General features: G+C 47.1%; 15 protein-coding genes. All 15 read right to left on the bottom strand.

Features of this window, described 5'->3' with window-relative positions; translation table 11 throughout:
* Positions 1-87 precede the first annotated feature (87 nt).
* The 15 genes from mtnP to BM159_RS02860 all read right to left on the bottom strand — a co-directional run bounded on the left by mtnP (position 88) and on the right by BM159_RS02860 (position 13,565).
* Complete coding sequence (mtnP, locus tag BM159_RS02925) at positions 88-900, bottom strand: S-methyl-5'-thioadenosine phosphorylase (protein ID WP_093912772.1); 813 nt, start codon at positions 898-900, stop codon at positions 88-90.
* 32 nt (positions 901-932) lie between these two features.
* The gene (locus tag BM159_RS02920) at positions 933-1,598 is read right to left on the bottom strand and encodes an HAD-IA family hydrolase (protein WP_093912771.1); all 666 of its coding nucleotides are present in this window, start codon (positions 1,596-1,598) and stop codon (positions 933-935) included.
* 161 nt (positions 1,599-1,759) lie between these two features.
* Positions 1,760-2,785 carry an alanine racemase gene (locus BM159_RS02915; protein ID WP_177205879.1) on the bottom strand — a complete coding sequence of 342 codons (1,026 nt, stop codon included), beginning with the start codon at positions 2,783-2,785 and terminating at the stop codon, positions 1,760-1,762.
* Positions 2,786-2,924: 139 nt separating this feature from the next.
* A complete protein-coding gene (locus BM159_RS02910; protein WP_093912769.1) occupies positions 2,925-3,425 on the bottom strand; it encodes a hypothetical protein in 501 nt (166 codons plus the stop codon).
* A gap of 72 nt (positions 3,426-3,497) precedes the next feature.
* Positions 3,498-4,127, bottom strand: coding sequence for a hypothetical protein (locus BM159_RS02905; protein ID WP_093912768.1), 630 nt, complete (start codon positions 4,125-4,127; stop codon positions 3,498-3,500).
* 121 nt (positions 4,128-4,248) lie between these two features.
* Positions 4,249-4,386: a hypothetical protein gene (locus BM159_RS11925; protein WP_177205878.1), complete on the bottom strand. Its 138-nt coding sequence runs from the start codon at positions 4,384-4,386 to the stop codon at positions 4,249-4,251.
* Complete coding sequence (locus tag BM159_RS02900; RefSeq protein WP_093912767.1) at positions 4,379-5,458, bottom strand: DUF4428 domain-containing protein; 1,080 nt, start codon at positions 5,456-5,458, stop codon at positions 4,379-4,381. The genes BM159_RS11925 and BM159_RS02900 overlap by 8 nt, the downstream gene beginning before the upstream one ends.
* A 13-nt stretch (positions 5,459-5,471) precedes the next feature.
* Positions 5,472-6,416: an LVIVD repeat-containing protein gene (locus BM159_RS02895; RefSeq protein WP_093912766.1), complete on the bottom strand. Its 945-nt coding sequence runs from the start codon at positions 6,414-6,416 to the stop codon at positions 5,472-5,474.
* A 1-nt stretch (position 6,417) separates the two neighbouring features.
* Positions 6,418-7,209, bottom strand: coding sequence for a hypothetical protein (locus BM159_RS02890; RefSeq protein ID WP_093912765.1), 792 nt, complete (start codon positions 7,207-7,209; stop codon positions 6,418-6,420).
* Between the two features lie 87 nt (positions 7,210-7,296).
* Positions 7,297-8,196, bottom strand: a complete 900-nt coding sequence (locus tag BM159_RS02885; protein WP_093912764.1) for a hypothetical protein — start codon at positions 8,194-8,196, stop codon at positions 7,297-7,299.
* A 21-nt stretch (positions 8,197-8,217) separates the two neighbouring features.
* Positions 8,218-8,907, bottom strand: a complete 690-nt coding sequence (locus BM159_RS02880) for a hypothetical protein (RefSeq protein ID WP_093912763.1) — start codon at positions 8,905-8,907, stop codon at positions 8,218-8,220.
* A 304-nt stretch (positions 8,908-9,211) separates the two neighbouring features.
* Positions 9,212-9,799, bottom strand: a complete 588-nt coding sequence (locus BM159_RS02875) for a hypothetical protein (RefSeq protein WP_093912762.1) — start codon at positions 9,797-9,799, stop codon at positions 9,212-9,214.
* Between the two features lie 100 nt (positions 9,800-9,899).
* A complete protein-coding gene (locus BM159_RS02870) occupies positions 9,900-10,679 on the bottom strand; it encodes a hypothetical protein (RefSeq protein ID WP_093912761.1) in 780 nt (259 codons plus the stop codon).
* Positions 10,680-10,734: 55 nt separating this feature from the next.
* Positions 10,735-11,835 (bottom strand): zinc ribbon domain-containing protein, encoded by a 1,101-nt coding sequence (locus BM159_RS02865; protein ID WP_177205877.1) that lies wholly within the window; start codon positions 11,833-11,835, stop codon positions 10,735-10,737.
* Between the two features lie 41 nt (positions 11,836-11,876).
* Entirely contained in the window at positions 11,877-13,565 is a 1,689-nt protein-coding gene (locus BM159_RS02860; RefSeq protein ID WP_093912759.1) for a TFIIB-type zinc ribbon-containing protein, read from the bottom strand.
* Between the last annotated feature and the right edge of the window lie 221 nt (positions 13,566-13,786).

Raw genomic sequence — 13,786 nt, 5'->3', positions numbered from 1 at the left:
CCCTTTTGTGTGCAACATTTAAAAAAATTTTATTCTTTATTGTTTTTAAAAACTGTTTCGCTGGACCTGCAAAACAATTTTAAAACGCTATTCTTTCTCCGGATACAATTTGAATCCGCCGAAATCTTTCATGCAATGTTTGCACAAGCAGATATCTTTTACTTTTTTGTTGTAGCCGATGAAACCTAAAATCAGTTTCTCCATGTTCTTGATGCTCTGGGCCATGGCTTCCACCACTTCCTTGTGTGAGAGCGGCGTAGGCGAAATGCCGGCGCCCATGTTGGTGACGATGGCCACGTTGGTGTAGCAGAGTTCCGCTTCCCGGGCCAGCGCCGCTTCCTGCGCATTGGTCATGCCGATGACGTCGCCGCCCAGCATGGCGTAGGCGCGCACTTCGGCAGCGGTTTCAAAACGGGGACCGTCGGTGCAGACATAACAGCCTTTTTCATGGAAAGTGATGTCCGTCTTCTTTAAAATCGCAATGGCCTTCTGCCGCAGGGTTTCGCAGTACGGGTTGGTGAAATCCGCATGGGCCACGCCGCGGATCGGATTATCGTAAAAGGTGCTGATGCGGTTCTTGGTGAAGTCCATCAGCTGGTCGCAGACTACAAAGTGCCCCGCTTTCATGTCAGGGTTCAGGGAGCCGGTGGCAGAAGTGGCAAACACCTCCGTGATGCCCAGACTCTTCAGCGCCCAGATGTTGGCGCGGTAGTTAATCATGTGGGGCGCCACGGAATGATCCACCCCATGCCGGGACAGGAACGCCACAAGGTTGCCGCTCATCTCGCCGATGTTGCACAGTGCTTTGCCGTAAGGCGTTTCAATAATTTTTGTTTCAAAGCCTTTCAGGGTATCGGGATTTTCGATACCGGTTCCGCCGACAATACCGATTTTACGCATGCTGTTACCACCTTTCTCTGCTGTTATAATTATTAATAATGCTGATACCGGCGCGTGCCTTCTCCAACCAAAAGAATCAGGTCTTCCAAATCCGTTAACCAGTAATCCGGCGTTGCCGGGGATTTGAATCGTTCTGCATCAACCTGGGTGTATTTTACAGCGGCCGTTAGACATCCTGCGGCTTTTCCACTCATGATGTCGAAGGGCGCGTCGCCGACGCAAAGAGTTTCCTCCGGCCGCATCCCTAATCTTTCCAGCGCCATCCGGGTCGGCTCGGCATCCGGCTTGGGGTGTTTTACGATATCCGAACCGATTACCGTGACAAAATAGTTGTCAATGCCAAGGCAGCGGGCCCCCCGCAGACAGGTAGCGGTGGTTTTGCTGGTAACAACAGCCATGGGGATTTGCATTTGCTGCAGTTGTTCCAGCGTTTCTTTAACTTTGGGGAAGGACTGAATCAGTTCGTCATGATGAAGTTCCTGGTACGCCCGGTACTCGTCGCAGATCCTGCTCCCCGTTTCTTCACCGAATACTTTAGTCAGACAAATCTTCAAGGGCAGTCCGAATGTTTCAATAAACGGGGCACGGTCAGCTTTCTTTCCCAATACCTTTTCCGTGCTGTAATCGTAACAGGCAAAAATCACCGGCAGTGTATTGGCCAGTGTGCCGTCAAAATCAAAAATAATTCCTTTGATCATAAGTGTTTTTCCGTTAATAAATAGAAACTTTTATTCATATTATTCCACAATTATCATACCACAAATCACGTCGTTCTTCTACTGATAAACATTTAGGTTTTATAAAATAAAAAACGCAAAGGGAACGAATCAATCAGACCCTTTGCGATGGAATCGTTTGCTTATACAACATATTTCTTTACATACCTGCTTGTGTAAAGATGAAGCAAAGCATGATACTTTAATTTAAACGTCACTACATCCCCCACTTGATAATTTTCCGAACCGTGCAGGTTGATAATCGTGTGATCGCTGCTGGCGCCGATGATTTCGATATTTTCATCCAGCGGAATAAGATATTCATACGCTACGTCCTGTGTGCCGAAGGCAAGTAAGGCCCGCTTCATCATTCCTTCGTTTTTAAATTCCACATGTTGCCCGAAAGCGTTTCCGCCAATGGTTCCGACTGGCTGTGAGGGCTTGTCCTTGATTTCAATGATCTGCGCTTTAAACAGGAACACGTCATCGTGGAGATACGCCAGCCTCCGGTTGTCCACCGAATCAAAGCCTAACAGCCAGGCTTCACCGAAACGTCCGTGGTTCACCCGCGGGGGCATGGTTTTGTTTTCAATCATTTCCATGGCCGCCGTGCTCATGCCGGAAATATAAGGCAGCGTGACAGAAAATTTCTGTTCGATATGAGTTGCCACCTCTATAAGTCCCTGCATGTTGGCCGCATCTGTAATCACACCGCCGAAGCAGCCCAGATTCGTGCCCACGCCAAGCAGTTCCAGATTTGGGGACTGGATAACCATTGCGGCGGCTTCCTCAACCTCGTTAAGATATTTATAAAAGATACCTTCCCGCAAATCCCCCATATCGATGGCCAGTATAACACCGTGCGTTATATTCTGTCTCTTTGCTTCTTCCTGCAAAAGAAAAATCGTGTTGCACTCCGATTCAAAACTAGCTTCCGACGAAGCAACAACTTCTTTTATCTCGCAGGTCTGGGAGAGACGGATCAAAAGCCTTGTCTTTTTCGTTTTCAGTTTTGCCAGATCCTCAATGCGGGAAGAAGCCAGCCAGTCGCAGGAACTGTCTTCCAGAATTTCCATGACACCGTCGTCTGCACAGAAGCCTTTGATGACGGCGCACATGATTTTATGATCCTCATGCAACATGCGGGTCACGGTTTCTATATTCTGCAATAATTTTTTCCTGTTACATTCTACACACGGGTACATGAATTCACCTTTGCCTTATCAGAGTATTATTAAAAATTATAACATAACTCTTGCTAAAACAAAAACCGGACAGTATGCGCTGTCCGGAAAAACATGTTAGTAATCAAAAATCCGTGCCCAGATTGATTTCAGAAATAATATTATTGTTGTCTACATAAAACGTTAACGTCTTCACAACGTTGTTAAAGCTGTAAATATAGCCGATTCTTCCGTTATAGTCTTTAAATTTTTCTCCGGGTCCGAACTTTTTCACTACTGCCTGATACGGCATTCCCACCGAAAAACCGGACGGCGTGGTTATATTTTTATCTTTTACCATGTAGCCAACAACTGTTAACTTCTCATCCGGTGAAGTATCTTCCGCATAGGTTCTGCCGAATACTTTGAACAAAGGACTGTAAACGTAGGTTACAACGCGTACCCCTTCGCCCTTAAACTCGTCTTTGCCGGCAGGCTCACCGTAGACGGTTTTGACCTGAGCCAGTGTTGTTTTGGGTCCGATACCCCGCAGGAACATTTCCGATTCGGGCATCGTATGGGCAAAACAGGTGGCGGAAAACAAGATGGAAAGCATGGTGAGTACTAGTAAAACGATTCGTTTCAAAATACGAATCACCTCCCCGACGTGTAAGTGGTAAGAGCGGTCAATCATTACACGGTCCGTGGACCGTATTTATTATTTCGTTCCGCATTTCTCGTGGGTAACCCACTTCTTGCCGTTTTCATCGTGACGCACATAGGTTTTGTCAAAGGGAACAAGGACTTTTTTTTCTACGACAGGTTTATCGTAGGACGCAGGATCCAGTCGTTTTGTATGTGTACTGGTAGCTTCAATGACGCAGTTGCCCTTGCAGCCCCCAACCAGCACATCAATATCAAACCGTTCATCGCCTTTCACATCCTGTCCAAACTTATTTTTAAAAGCTGGTCTTTTATCGCTGGGCAGGAACCGGTGGAAACCGGCTAATACTTCGCCGTAGGCAAGCAGGGCGCCTTTACCTTCTTTACCCTTGCCCGGATAGTCTTTGTAACTGTAACCGGTATTGCCCCATGTCAGGTGTGGAAAAGCGTCTTTTGAAATCTGGTCATACTTGGCAACATGCGGGAGTTTCATTACTTCCTGTGCGTGTTTTACTGCCGGATCTACTTTTTTCTCCGGCGCCTTTTGTTTCTCGTCTTTTTTGACATTTGTGGTCTGCTTGTTTTCCGGTTTCGGCGTCGGTTTCTTTTCCTCACCGCCGCAACCGGCTGCGCCGCAGGCTACAAAAGCAGCTAACGTTAATGCTAACAGTTTCTTTTTCATCATAAACAGGCCTCCTTACATAAATGTTTATATTAGCAATAATTGCAGCTAACCTGTTATCTGTTCAGGCAAAGATTATAATCCCGTGCATGGGTGCATGCATACACGGATACATGGACTCACCTTACTTCACAATCAAATCCCCGGGCTCTACAGGCAGATTCTTGTTGGTGAACGCGAACTGGAAAGGATATCCTTCCTGCGCCGTGCCCTCATACTGCCAGACAAAAATAGAGCTGCGATTGTGTTTTTTCTTACACAATGATCAGGGTATCGCCCGGATGAATACAGGAAGTGTTTTCCGCGACAGTCACGATGGCATAATATCCTTCCCCGACGCTGTCAGCAGCTTCGCCGTTAGGTTGCTGCAACCACTTTATACGCATTAAATTACCGGAACCATTCTGTGCCACCTGGATCATATCGCCTTTGGACGCTTTGCCGTACAGTATCATTCCACTGATCTGGTATTCTGTTTTGCCATTTCGTTTACTTTCATGCGTACTGCTTACAGATAAAACGGCCTCGCAGCTTCCGTACTGCTCTTCCAATTCTTTCCGTTTTGTTTTAACGTCTGCTAAGGCCTGTTTGTATTCCGCCAGTGTAATTGTATTCAGTGTGTCATTGTAAACATCTTCGTATTCGCCGTCGCCGACATATTTTCTCGAATACTGGACCGGATACAGCAAGCGCACTTTGTCCGCGCATTCGGTACAGATTTTCTGGTTGTCCTTCAGCACAACGAATTTAGGAATTTCATCCTTAACCGACCGTTTGATATCGCCCCACAGGGAACCGGTGGATTTCTCGGACACGTCAGCCCCGCAGACGGGACAGGCATCCTGCTCCTTCCGCTGTTCCTTTGCAGCCTTCTGTTTATCAGCCCGGGCAATCAGGGCGGACAGTTCTTTCAGGGTTGTATCTTCCAGCGCTTTATCGGTTTCACCGTTTTCTTCCAGCTCATTAAACGTATGGAAGCATTCATCGCAGATGTACCCGTCTTTCACTTCCACCGTCAGCAGCTTCGGCATCTTTCCGCCGCAGATGGGACAGACTTTCGGTTTTTCCGCTTTGGCTGCTTTATCGGCGGCTATTTCACCCTTTTTGGCAAGTACGGCAGCTTTGATGGGATCAATATAAAAATCCTTATCTTCGTCCATTCTGCCCATCTCAAAGTCATCCAACACCAGTTCCCAGCAGTCCATGCAGATGATGCCATCGTGAACATCCATGCCCCTGCCTGTAAAACTGTTACCGCAGACGGGGCAGATCCGTTTTTCTTCCGGCTTCTTTTCTTCTTTTTTTTTGCCGAATATACTGTCGAAAAATCCCATAAGAAGCGCCTCCTTACAATTCCAGTTTGAGTACCCGATGATTCTTCATGTCGGGAATAAACAATGCCTTGTCTGTCAGTGTAATATCTGCAGGGTCCAGTCCTTCCGCTTCGTAAATCGTTCGCAGTTCTTTTGTCCCGATATCGACAACGAGGATGGCTCCCGTCTTTACCCGGTGGTCTGCTACATACAGCGCGTAATTATCTTCCGAAAGTGTTATGCCCTCATAATAAACAGAGACGTTTTTATCGGCAGCCGGATTGCCGGAATATACCTTTTTGCTGATAAATTTTTCCGCCTGCGGATGACGCAGGTCGCTGACCCGGTAAATTATGTTTTCCATATCTGCTTCTTCAGTTTCCGGGCCGTTTTCAGGAGAGGCCGTGATGTACATGACACCGTTACCCACTGCCATACACTCCACGCCCTGCAGTTCCAGCCACTTTTTCGGCTGCACACGGCCCATTTTTTCCGGATGGGAAATATCAAGAGTAAAGATTTGCCCAATATTGTTAGAAGAAACATACAGTGTATTTTCGTCAACAGCAGCCGCTTTCAGCCAATAGGGTTTAGGAAACGTGACCGTCTGGGGCGCTTTTTCCGGCTGCTGTAAATTGTAAACGCGAAGATGTTCGCCGTCGCACACAAACAGGTAATCATCCTTGACCGCCATACCCGACGGGTACTGCAGCAAGCCGGGTGGAATCAGCGTTTTCGTCTGCCCGTCTTTCCGGTACAGAATGTAGCCTTTAATTTCATGGATGGCCGGAATTTTATGTTTAGAACCGTAATTGGCAATCAGCACACCTCCGTCATAGGGGCGTACACATTCCGAAAACCGTATTCCGTCCTGTATGACAGATACATCCGGGGCCGGAGCCGCAAATGACCCGAACGGCAAAAAGCAGCAGCAAATAAATAATAAAAATGAAAATACTGTGATCAGATTCTTTTTCATATCAGCCTACCCCGCCTTCGGCATTATAAATCAGCAGCGCATCACCATCGGGCTTGATCCTGTAAATCTGTTTGAAATCCTTGCTGACCAGGAAAAGCATAATCAGTTTATTGCCGTCATAGGCCTTCAGTTCATAGGAAGGTTTGATGGGACCGACACCCGGATAATTTTTCTCCATGCCATCTCCTACAAAATTATCTTCGAAGCGGTAATCCAGCCCCGGTTCCAGTCCGGTGACCTGCGGATTTTGCTGCCGTACCCAGGCCATGGCCATAAAGGCAGAAGGCGAAGCGTAATTGCCTTGCCATACATACGTGCCTGCCAGATCCGGATCCGTGCGCATGGCCCGGGTCTGATCAAACATCTGGGGCGTCAGGTTGATGGATTTATTTTTCACATCCGAATTGTACACCACACATGTCATGGGTGGCAGTACTTTGGGATCAGGCATGGGATCCCGTTTGTCCGAATAACCGTAGGACAGAACAACACGGGAAGCATCCATGGTACCGGCGACGTAAATCCGCGGGGCCATGTCCGAACCTTCATAACTGTTGCCTGTATAGTTTCTGCTTTCCACGCCTACAAGAACAGAAGGATTCATATAAAAATCTTTGATTACAATGACATCGATCCGCCCGTTAGGGATGCCGCTGGCGGTTTTGCGCAAATACAGTCCTTCTGCCGGCATCCAGTCATCGATTGCTTTCGGTTCCGCGTTAACCGGATCGCTGCTGAAAATCATTGTCATAAAAAGGCTTGCGCATACTAACCATTTCCAAATTCTGTTCATTGTGATTTCGCCTCCTGTCGTCTTTGCAGAACATGAGAATCCGCACCCGGTCATATAGACAGAGGTTCTGTTCCTTTTTCTAAATAATTATCCTTTTGATCCGTCGATATTGTAAATCATAACGCCGTTGCCGTCGCTTTCAAACCGGTACACCGCGCTAAGGTCATGGGTTACGATAAAGGTGCGCAGCAGCATGCCGTTTTTGAAAACCTTTATGGTATAGGCAAAGTCGTCAAAGCTATAGTCACCAATCAGCTTATCATAGTCAGCCGCTTCTTTGTCGGTAATGGGAGCCGGGATGATCTGCAGTGACTTGTCAAAGAAATCGGTTTTGCTTTCGTTCCGGCGAAGCGATTCGACTAAGGCAAAGGCGGCATATTCGTCCATAAGCGGCACGCTGTCTTTGCCTAACACATATTCGCCCCGGATATCCGGCAGGCCTTTGGGACAATCTCCGGAAAAATCAATGACAATCCGGTTTTTTAAGGATCTGATACCGCTGTTCAGCATGAAAATCTGTTGAGGCGCCAGCGTTTCAATAATTCCGCCCCCTCTGTAAATACCAATGGTTTTGGCTCCGATGACAAACCGCACCGCCAGTCCCATCTGTGCAGGCTGAATGGTTCCGCCCAGCCAGATGCCGGGGCTGGTATCAAGGGCTGCCAGGCCCTGTTTACCAGCCGGTCCGTCATATCCGCAACCGTGCAGGCTGACCACGGGCCACTGATTCGGAAGTACGGCTACGTGGATCAGGGAGTTTCCCAGTCCGTTGGGATTTTTCCGTTCATACCATCCGGGCACAGGAGGCCAAATCTCCCCTTTGTTTTGGTATTGTGCTGCAATAGGCCAGTTTTGTGCTTCATGTACCGAGATTTGCGGTTTATACGTTTCCTTGCTGCCAACGGGTGCAGCTGTCACATTTTCTGCTATAAAGAACAATGCCATTGCAAAGCACAGAACTGACAATAGAAAATATCTTTTTTTCATTGCGTTTTCCCTCCGTGTGATTTATTTTGGAATCTCTCCTTCACTGGGGACTCCGTCCTTTACAATGAGCCACAGGCCAAGCCCGGTTAGTTTGTATATCTCCCGGCCGTTCAAAGCGACGCAGTAATCGTAATGTTTCCTGTCTTCAGTAAATACGGATACAGACCAACTTGTGGCATTGTTATTTGTGACATCCTCAAAAGATCTTATTTTTGTCTCTACAATTTTCCGGGGATCGAAGCCTGCCTTTTTCGCGTTGCCGGGCAGGTTTTCCACCCGGTACAGCGCCAGTGTCCGGTTGATGACAGGAGGTATCTGATCCGTTTGCTTATATTTGTAAATCCCCGTCAGTTTAATAAATTCGGTAAATCCGGTTTTATCTTTTTCTTCCTGGGTGATGTGTATCTCATCCCCTGTGATTTCCGCATGGTAAACTATTATAACCGGTGCCCTGTGATGGAGCTGTAATTCCATGGGATGCGAAAAGTCAACAGTCCCTGCGTCCAGAATCCCGTGCCTTCCTTCCTGACGGAAAATGCCGGCTAACGTACAACACTGCCCTTCCCGGTTAAAAGCGTCTTTATTCTTTAGTCCGTACCCATTTCTTCCTTCCAACGAAAAATATACCGTGCCGTCCGGTTCCCGGAACAGTGTAAGAACCCGTGTTCCGATACCGGGATACGAAACACAGTGGTACTCACCTGCTTTCACAGGCTGTATCTCTTCCGGAGCGGCGTGAACGATAAGAGGTGAGATAATCAGTAAACATAAACCAATTATAATTGAGAAAAACGATTCTCTCTTTATCATCCTGCCTTCCACCTCCAATAAAAAACAATGAATACGTTTATAATTATTATATCATACATTACAGGGTAATATGCGGATTTGCGGTAATTCATTTCCACGAAAATGTTTAATCATATAGAAAAAGTTATCCTGAGTTAACGTCAGTTCGCTACAAAAAATGGAGAGGAAACTCATTTCCTCTCCATGCATAACGTCTGTTATGAAATTATTTATAAGTCTGTTTGTAAAGTTCTTCCAGCTTGCCCTTTTCGCCGGTTTCCTTGGTTACATGGTATTTAACCACGCGGACGCTGCGCAGTTTTTCCGTTTTCCCGTCGGTGGTCATTTCGATGTGGGCAAAGTGCTGTTCGTTAATCTTTTTGCCTTTGTCATTTTCAAACTGGCTATCGTGATGCCCATCCAGTTCCGCAGTCCAGCGATAAGTATAAACCTGTGCGCCTTTCCTTTGGGGGGCACTATTGAATGTCCAAATCCCGGTACGATGTTTCTTGGGATCTTTTTCTGCAATCTTAATGGGTTTTGCCTGTTTTTCAAATTCTTTAATGACTTCGTCTGTCATGGGCGGCAGTTTGTTCACATCGTCCAGATGCAACGCATACCTGTACAGACTGGATTTGGGAACCGGTTTAACTTTTGCCTGTTTTACTTCCGGAGCCTTATCCTGTTTCTGCGTCGTAGTTGTAGTGGCCGGTTTCGGTTCTTCTTTCTTTTTGTCGCCGCCGCCACAGCCCATGGTAGCAAATAACGATACGACAACAGCACCGGCCAGCAAGCCTTTGGTTATTTTGCTCATGTTGAATCATCCTCCTTATAAATAATATATTTTACAGCATGACCACCATAAATTATAATCATTTAACAGTCTCTTTGTAAATAACGCAGTAATATATTATTTAATCTTTGTAAAACCACGCTTCCCGACCGTTGACGAACAACACTTTACCTCCCGCATTCGCATCGTCTTCGATAGAAACATAGGCGTAAAATTTTCCGGTGGCATCATACAATTTAAAAATGGGATTATAGTTGCCTTCGTGCATCACTTTATAACTGCCTGCCGCAGCCTTTTTATAAACACCGTTTTCGTCAGATACCGCTCTGGGATCAGGTCCAACCCACTGGGGAGAATAAGCAGTCCAGAAATTATCTTTGGTAAACTCGTAACGTACGATAGAAGCATTCGCCCAGCTGCGTAACGTCCACGTACCGATGATATCCGTATCGGCAATGGCAGGTTTTCCGTTCATCTTTTTATACTCAAAGATGTCGCCAGGCTTAAGATAAGTAAAACCGGACTCGGTCACGGTAAAACGGATGCCGTTCTGCGTTCTTTCAAAAATACCGCGAAAATCCTGGTCGTCATTAACAGAACCCTGGTTTATGGACAGCTTGTCACCATTGATGTTGGCATAACCGTCGGCATGGGCCAGGCGGTAAAAGAAAAAGTCCACGTAATATCCGCCTGTCTGCGGATTGGCCTCTTTTATGGTCAGTTTGGAATTCATGTCATTGATACATTCCCAGGTACCCAGATATACTTTGTCCGTGGCTTCATAATACTTCGGATCACGTACATCCGGACCGGCTCCGTCGGGGCCGGTCCCGGCAAGTACGACACCATGCAATGCCATTGCAAAAATCAGAAAACAGACAGCTATTATTTTCCTGATCAATTGAAATCGCCTCCTTACAGTTCTAAATACGTACGAGATGGTTTTACTTCCTCCTTCAGACTTTGCTGCCGCAGTTTTCACAGAATCTGCTATCCGGTTTTAGCGGAGCGCCACAGTTCTGACAGTAGAGCGCCTGTGTCGTCCCGGCTGCTACCGACGCAATTTGTTCACATTCCTGGGGAATATCCTGGTATGGATCATTCTGATGCAATGCATCCTCAGAGGGACCGTCTGCCTGTTGCCATTCGTCCTCTACTTCTTCCGGCCGGCTGTTTTGCTGCAGATTTTTCTGGCGCTCAATCGCCTGCAAACGCAACTGTTCTTTATGTGCCAGTCGATCGGAAGCTATCCGGTTGCTTTTCTTATTTTTTAAGAAGAAATAGATGCCCACTCCGGCAAGCAATGCCAAAAACGCCGAGCCGGAAACGATACGCGTGAAGCGTTTGGCTGCTTCAGCCTCCGGACTTTCTTTGGTGCTCTTACCGTTTTTTCCGTCAGTCTTTTCGGTGTTTTTGCTGCTGCCCTCTTTACTCTTGTTTGCGTCGACCGTTGTTTTTTTATCGTCTGTGTCAGTGGTTGCTTTTTTGTCCGAACTGTTATTAGTTACCGGATGGCCTGAAGCCGCTGCAAGAATTTCCTCTCTGGTGGACAGGATTAGTTTGTTGACAGTGGTGACTTTCTGGTTGAATTTACTGTCTCCGCTTTTATTGGTCAGGACAAAATTTTCGATGACTTCCAGTGTATCCGCGTCTTTGGGAACAGTGTAGTTCAGGAACACTTTGCTCGTGTTCTCTTTCCGGAAACTCTGGGTTTTAATGACCGTGTCTCCCTTTTTGACGGTAACCTGCATACGTACTAGGCTGGTACGATCTGTGATGGGAAGCTCCTTTGCATTCTTTAAGGCGCCGCCGATCACAAATTTAATTTTGCTTTCCGGTTTGATTTTGCCTACATAGGTGTGCCTCTTATCTTTTAGCCCTACGTAGCGGAAATCTTCCGCCCCTTCCGCGTCTACCGTTATGGCGATCAGTCCCTGTTCAACGATAGAAGCGGCAGGCACCCGTCGCAATTCAGCGAAACAGGGCAAAGAGAAAAGACAGAAAAGGATGGTAAGAATTGTCAGCTTTGCGATGGTTTTACTGAAAGTTTTCATCATTCTCAGCTCCATTATCAATCATTCCTAAAACAGAATCGCCGCTACATTATAATCGCTGCTGTGCTGCCAATTAAAATGAACAGCAGCGCAACCCCTAAAAACAAACCCATACCGCCCATCATCCGCAGCGTTTTGATGAGGCCCCAGCTTTCACCGTTCTCATCCTTCACGCCTACGCCGAACATGGACAGTACGGTGAGCTTCCGTGAATCGCTGTCGCCAATGAGTTTTTCTTTGCCGTTTTCCAGAATCTCATAAATAAAAGGATGGTCAAAGGCGTCCATGCGCAGCCCTTTCGACAGATACAGCAGGACGAGGATGAAGGCGATGCAATACCAGGCCGCCCCGTAACCCGGGGAAAAACAGTCCATAAACTTTTCGCCTTCCTTCATACTGACCCAACGGAAGAATGCGGCGATGATGGCTGGCAAAAATACCGTAACAACGGTGTTCACAATAACGGAAACCATGCGGCTCAACGGATAAAAACGAAGATGAACCGGCACCAGTTTTCCGTCGTCGTTTCTCTCCCGGAAGACCGGCGTATTATCGTACGGATTTTCCAAAACGTCTTCCCCTTCCGCTATGGAAAGGGCATTTCCCTTGCGTTCCGCTTTGGCGGCTTCCGTTTTTAATACAATGCTGCGCACTACCTCACTGCCGTTTTGCGAAAACATAACCCCGTAAATGATAAAGGGCACGGAGGTGATATACAGACCTACCCATGCATTGCCGAATAGAAATGTCAGGAGAAGGAAGGTGCCCAGGGTGTACAGGAACCAGTTCCACAGCCAGGGCCTGGATTTTTTCTCCCGCCCGGTAGAGACGGCGATGCGCCCGGTCTGGCCGTTCATGACCGCAGTTACGCCCTTGTCATTAAATTTGGCTTTGATAAAATAAACCGGAAGCAATACCGGCATGGTCAGCAGATTACCGGACACTAAACGAATGTCGACGCCCTCGGTCTGCATGACCCGTTCCACCTCCGGCAGGAAATCTTCTTCTACTTCCTGCAGGATGCGTTTTTCCGTCTGGGCGCCGGAGATATCGGAAAGCTTTACATTCTGTCCGGCGATGTATCCGTATTCAAAAGGACGGGCTTCCGACCAGTCAAAGGGCTCCATGGCGTTTAACGTCAGGTTGTCCAGCTGTTTGGAAGTATTCACCGCAGTGCCGTCCAGATATCCGTCGCAGTAATAACTGCGCTGTGTTTCGTCCCTGGTCACTCTGGCAGCCACGGGTCCCCGGGCCAGCTGATAAGGCAGGTAATATCCTTTGAACTGGTCCATGTTGGAAAGGACTGCCTGGCCTTCCGGCGTTTTTTCATTCTCGTGAGCCCATTCCAGCATCCGTTTTTTCGCCTCTTCCGGGGTGATAAAAAAAGGAATGATCAGTTCCGGCATCTGCTCCGGACGCAGCAGATCCTTCCGGATCAGTTTGCTGCCGCAGAAGTCACAGGTACCGGAAGCCTCCCCTGCTTTAAAAATCACCTGTGCCCCGCAGGTGGGACAGGAGTGTTCTTCCAGCGTCTGGCCTGCCGAACCGGCTTTTATATTCTTTTTGTTCAGGTCGCGCCACTGGCTCATCTTCCGTTGCACTTCCTGGATACCGGAAACCTGCCCGCAGTTCGGGCAGCTGTAGGTCTGGCGTATAATGTCAAAACCTGCGGGAGCGCCGCAGTTTTTACAAAAAATACGAAGGGGATTCATTTTCTTTCGGGTTTCCTCCATGGCGTCGCGCTCCTTTCCACAAAATCATAAAGGATACTGTAATGTTTTGTTTTCTATATTATATCATACGGGCAGATAATTTGTTAAAAATGCGGTAATCATACAAGCATAATTGTTGTATTTAACTATTAATATATCAAAACAGAATCTTTATTTTCATGTATGAAATGTGTATAATAAATATAATAAGAGAAATGTTGCATTCAGGAAAGAATTATGAA

Origin of the sequence: Succiniclasticum ruminis DSM 9236 (assembly GCF_900112895.1) — a bacterium.
In the GTDB taxonomy this organism is placed as follows: domain Bacteria; phylum Bacillota; class Negativicutes; order Acidaminococcales; family Acidaminococcaceae; genus Succiniclasticum; species Succiniclasticum ruminis.
This window is presented reverse-complemented; position numbering and strand designations above follow the sequence as displayed.

Excerpts from the sequence above, each read along its gene's own strand:
- BM159_RS02900 (WP_093912767.1), bottom strand. The coding sequence starts at position 5,458 with ATGGGATTTTTCGACAGTATATTCGGCAAAAAAAAAGAAGAAAAGAAG.
- BM159_RS02875 (WP_093912762.1), bottom strand. The coding sequence starts at position 9,799 with ATGAGCAAAATAACCAAAGGCTTGCTGGCCGGTGCTGTTGTCGTATCG.
- BM159_RS02890 (WP_093912765.1), bottom strand. The coding sequence starts at position 7,209 with ATGAACAGAATTTGGAAATGGTTAGTATGCGCAAGCCTTTTTATGACA.
- BM159_RS02885 (WP_093912764.1), bottom strand. The coding sequence starts at position 8,196 with ATGAAAAAAAGATATTTTCTATTGTCAGTTCTGTGCTTTGCAATGGCA.
- BM159_RS02920 (WP_093912771.1), bottom strand. The coding sequence starts at position 1,598 with ATGATCAAAGGAATTATTTTTGATTTTGACGGCACACTGGCCAATACA.
- BM159_RS02860 (WP_093912759.1), bottom strand. The coding sequence starts at position 13,565 with ATGGAGGAAACCCGAAAGAAAATGAATCCCCTTCGTATTTTTTGTAAA.
- BM159_RS02905 (WP_093912768.1), bottom strand. The coding sequence starts at position 4,127 with ATGATGAAAAAGAAACTGTTAGCATTAACGTTAGCTGCTTTTGTAGCC.
- BM159_RS02895 (WP_093912766.1), bottom strand. The coding sequence starts at position 6,416 with ATGAAAAAGAATCTGATCACAGTATTTTCATTTTTATTATTTATTTGC.
- BM159_RS02865 (WP_177205877.1), bottom strand. The coding sequence starts at position 11,835 with ATGATGAAAACTTTCAGTAAAACCATCGCAAAGCTGACAATTCTTACC.
- mtnP (WP_093912772.1), bottom strand. The coding sequence starts at position 900 with ATGCGTAAAATCGGTATTGTCGGCGGAACCGGTATCGAAAATCCCGAT.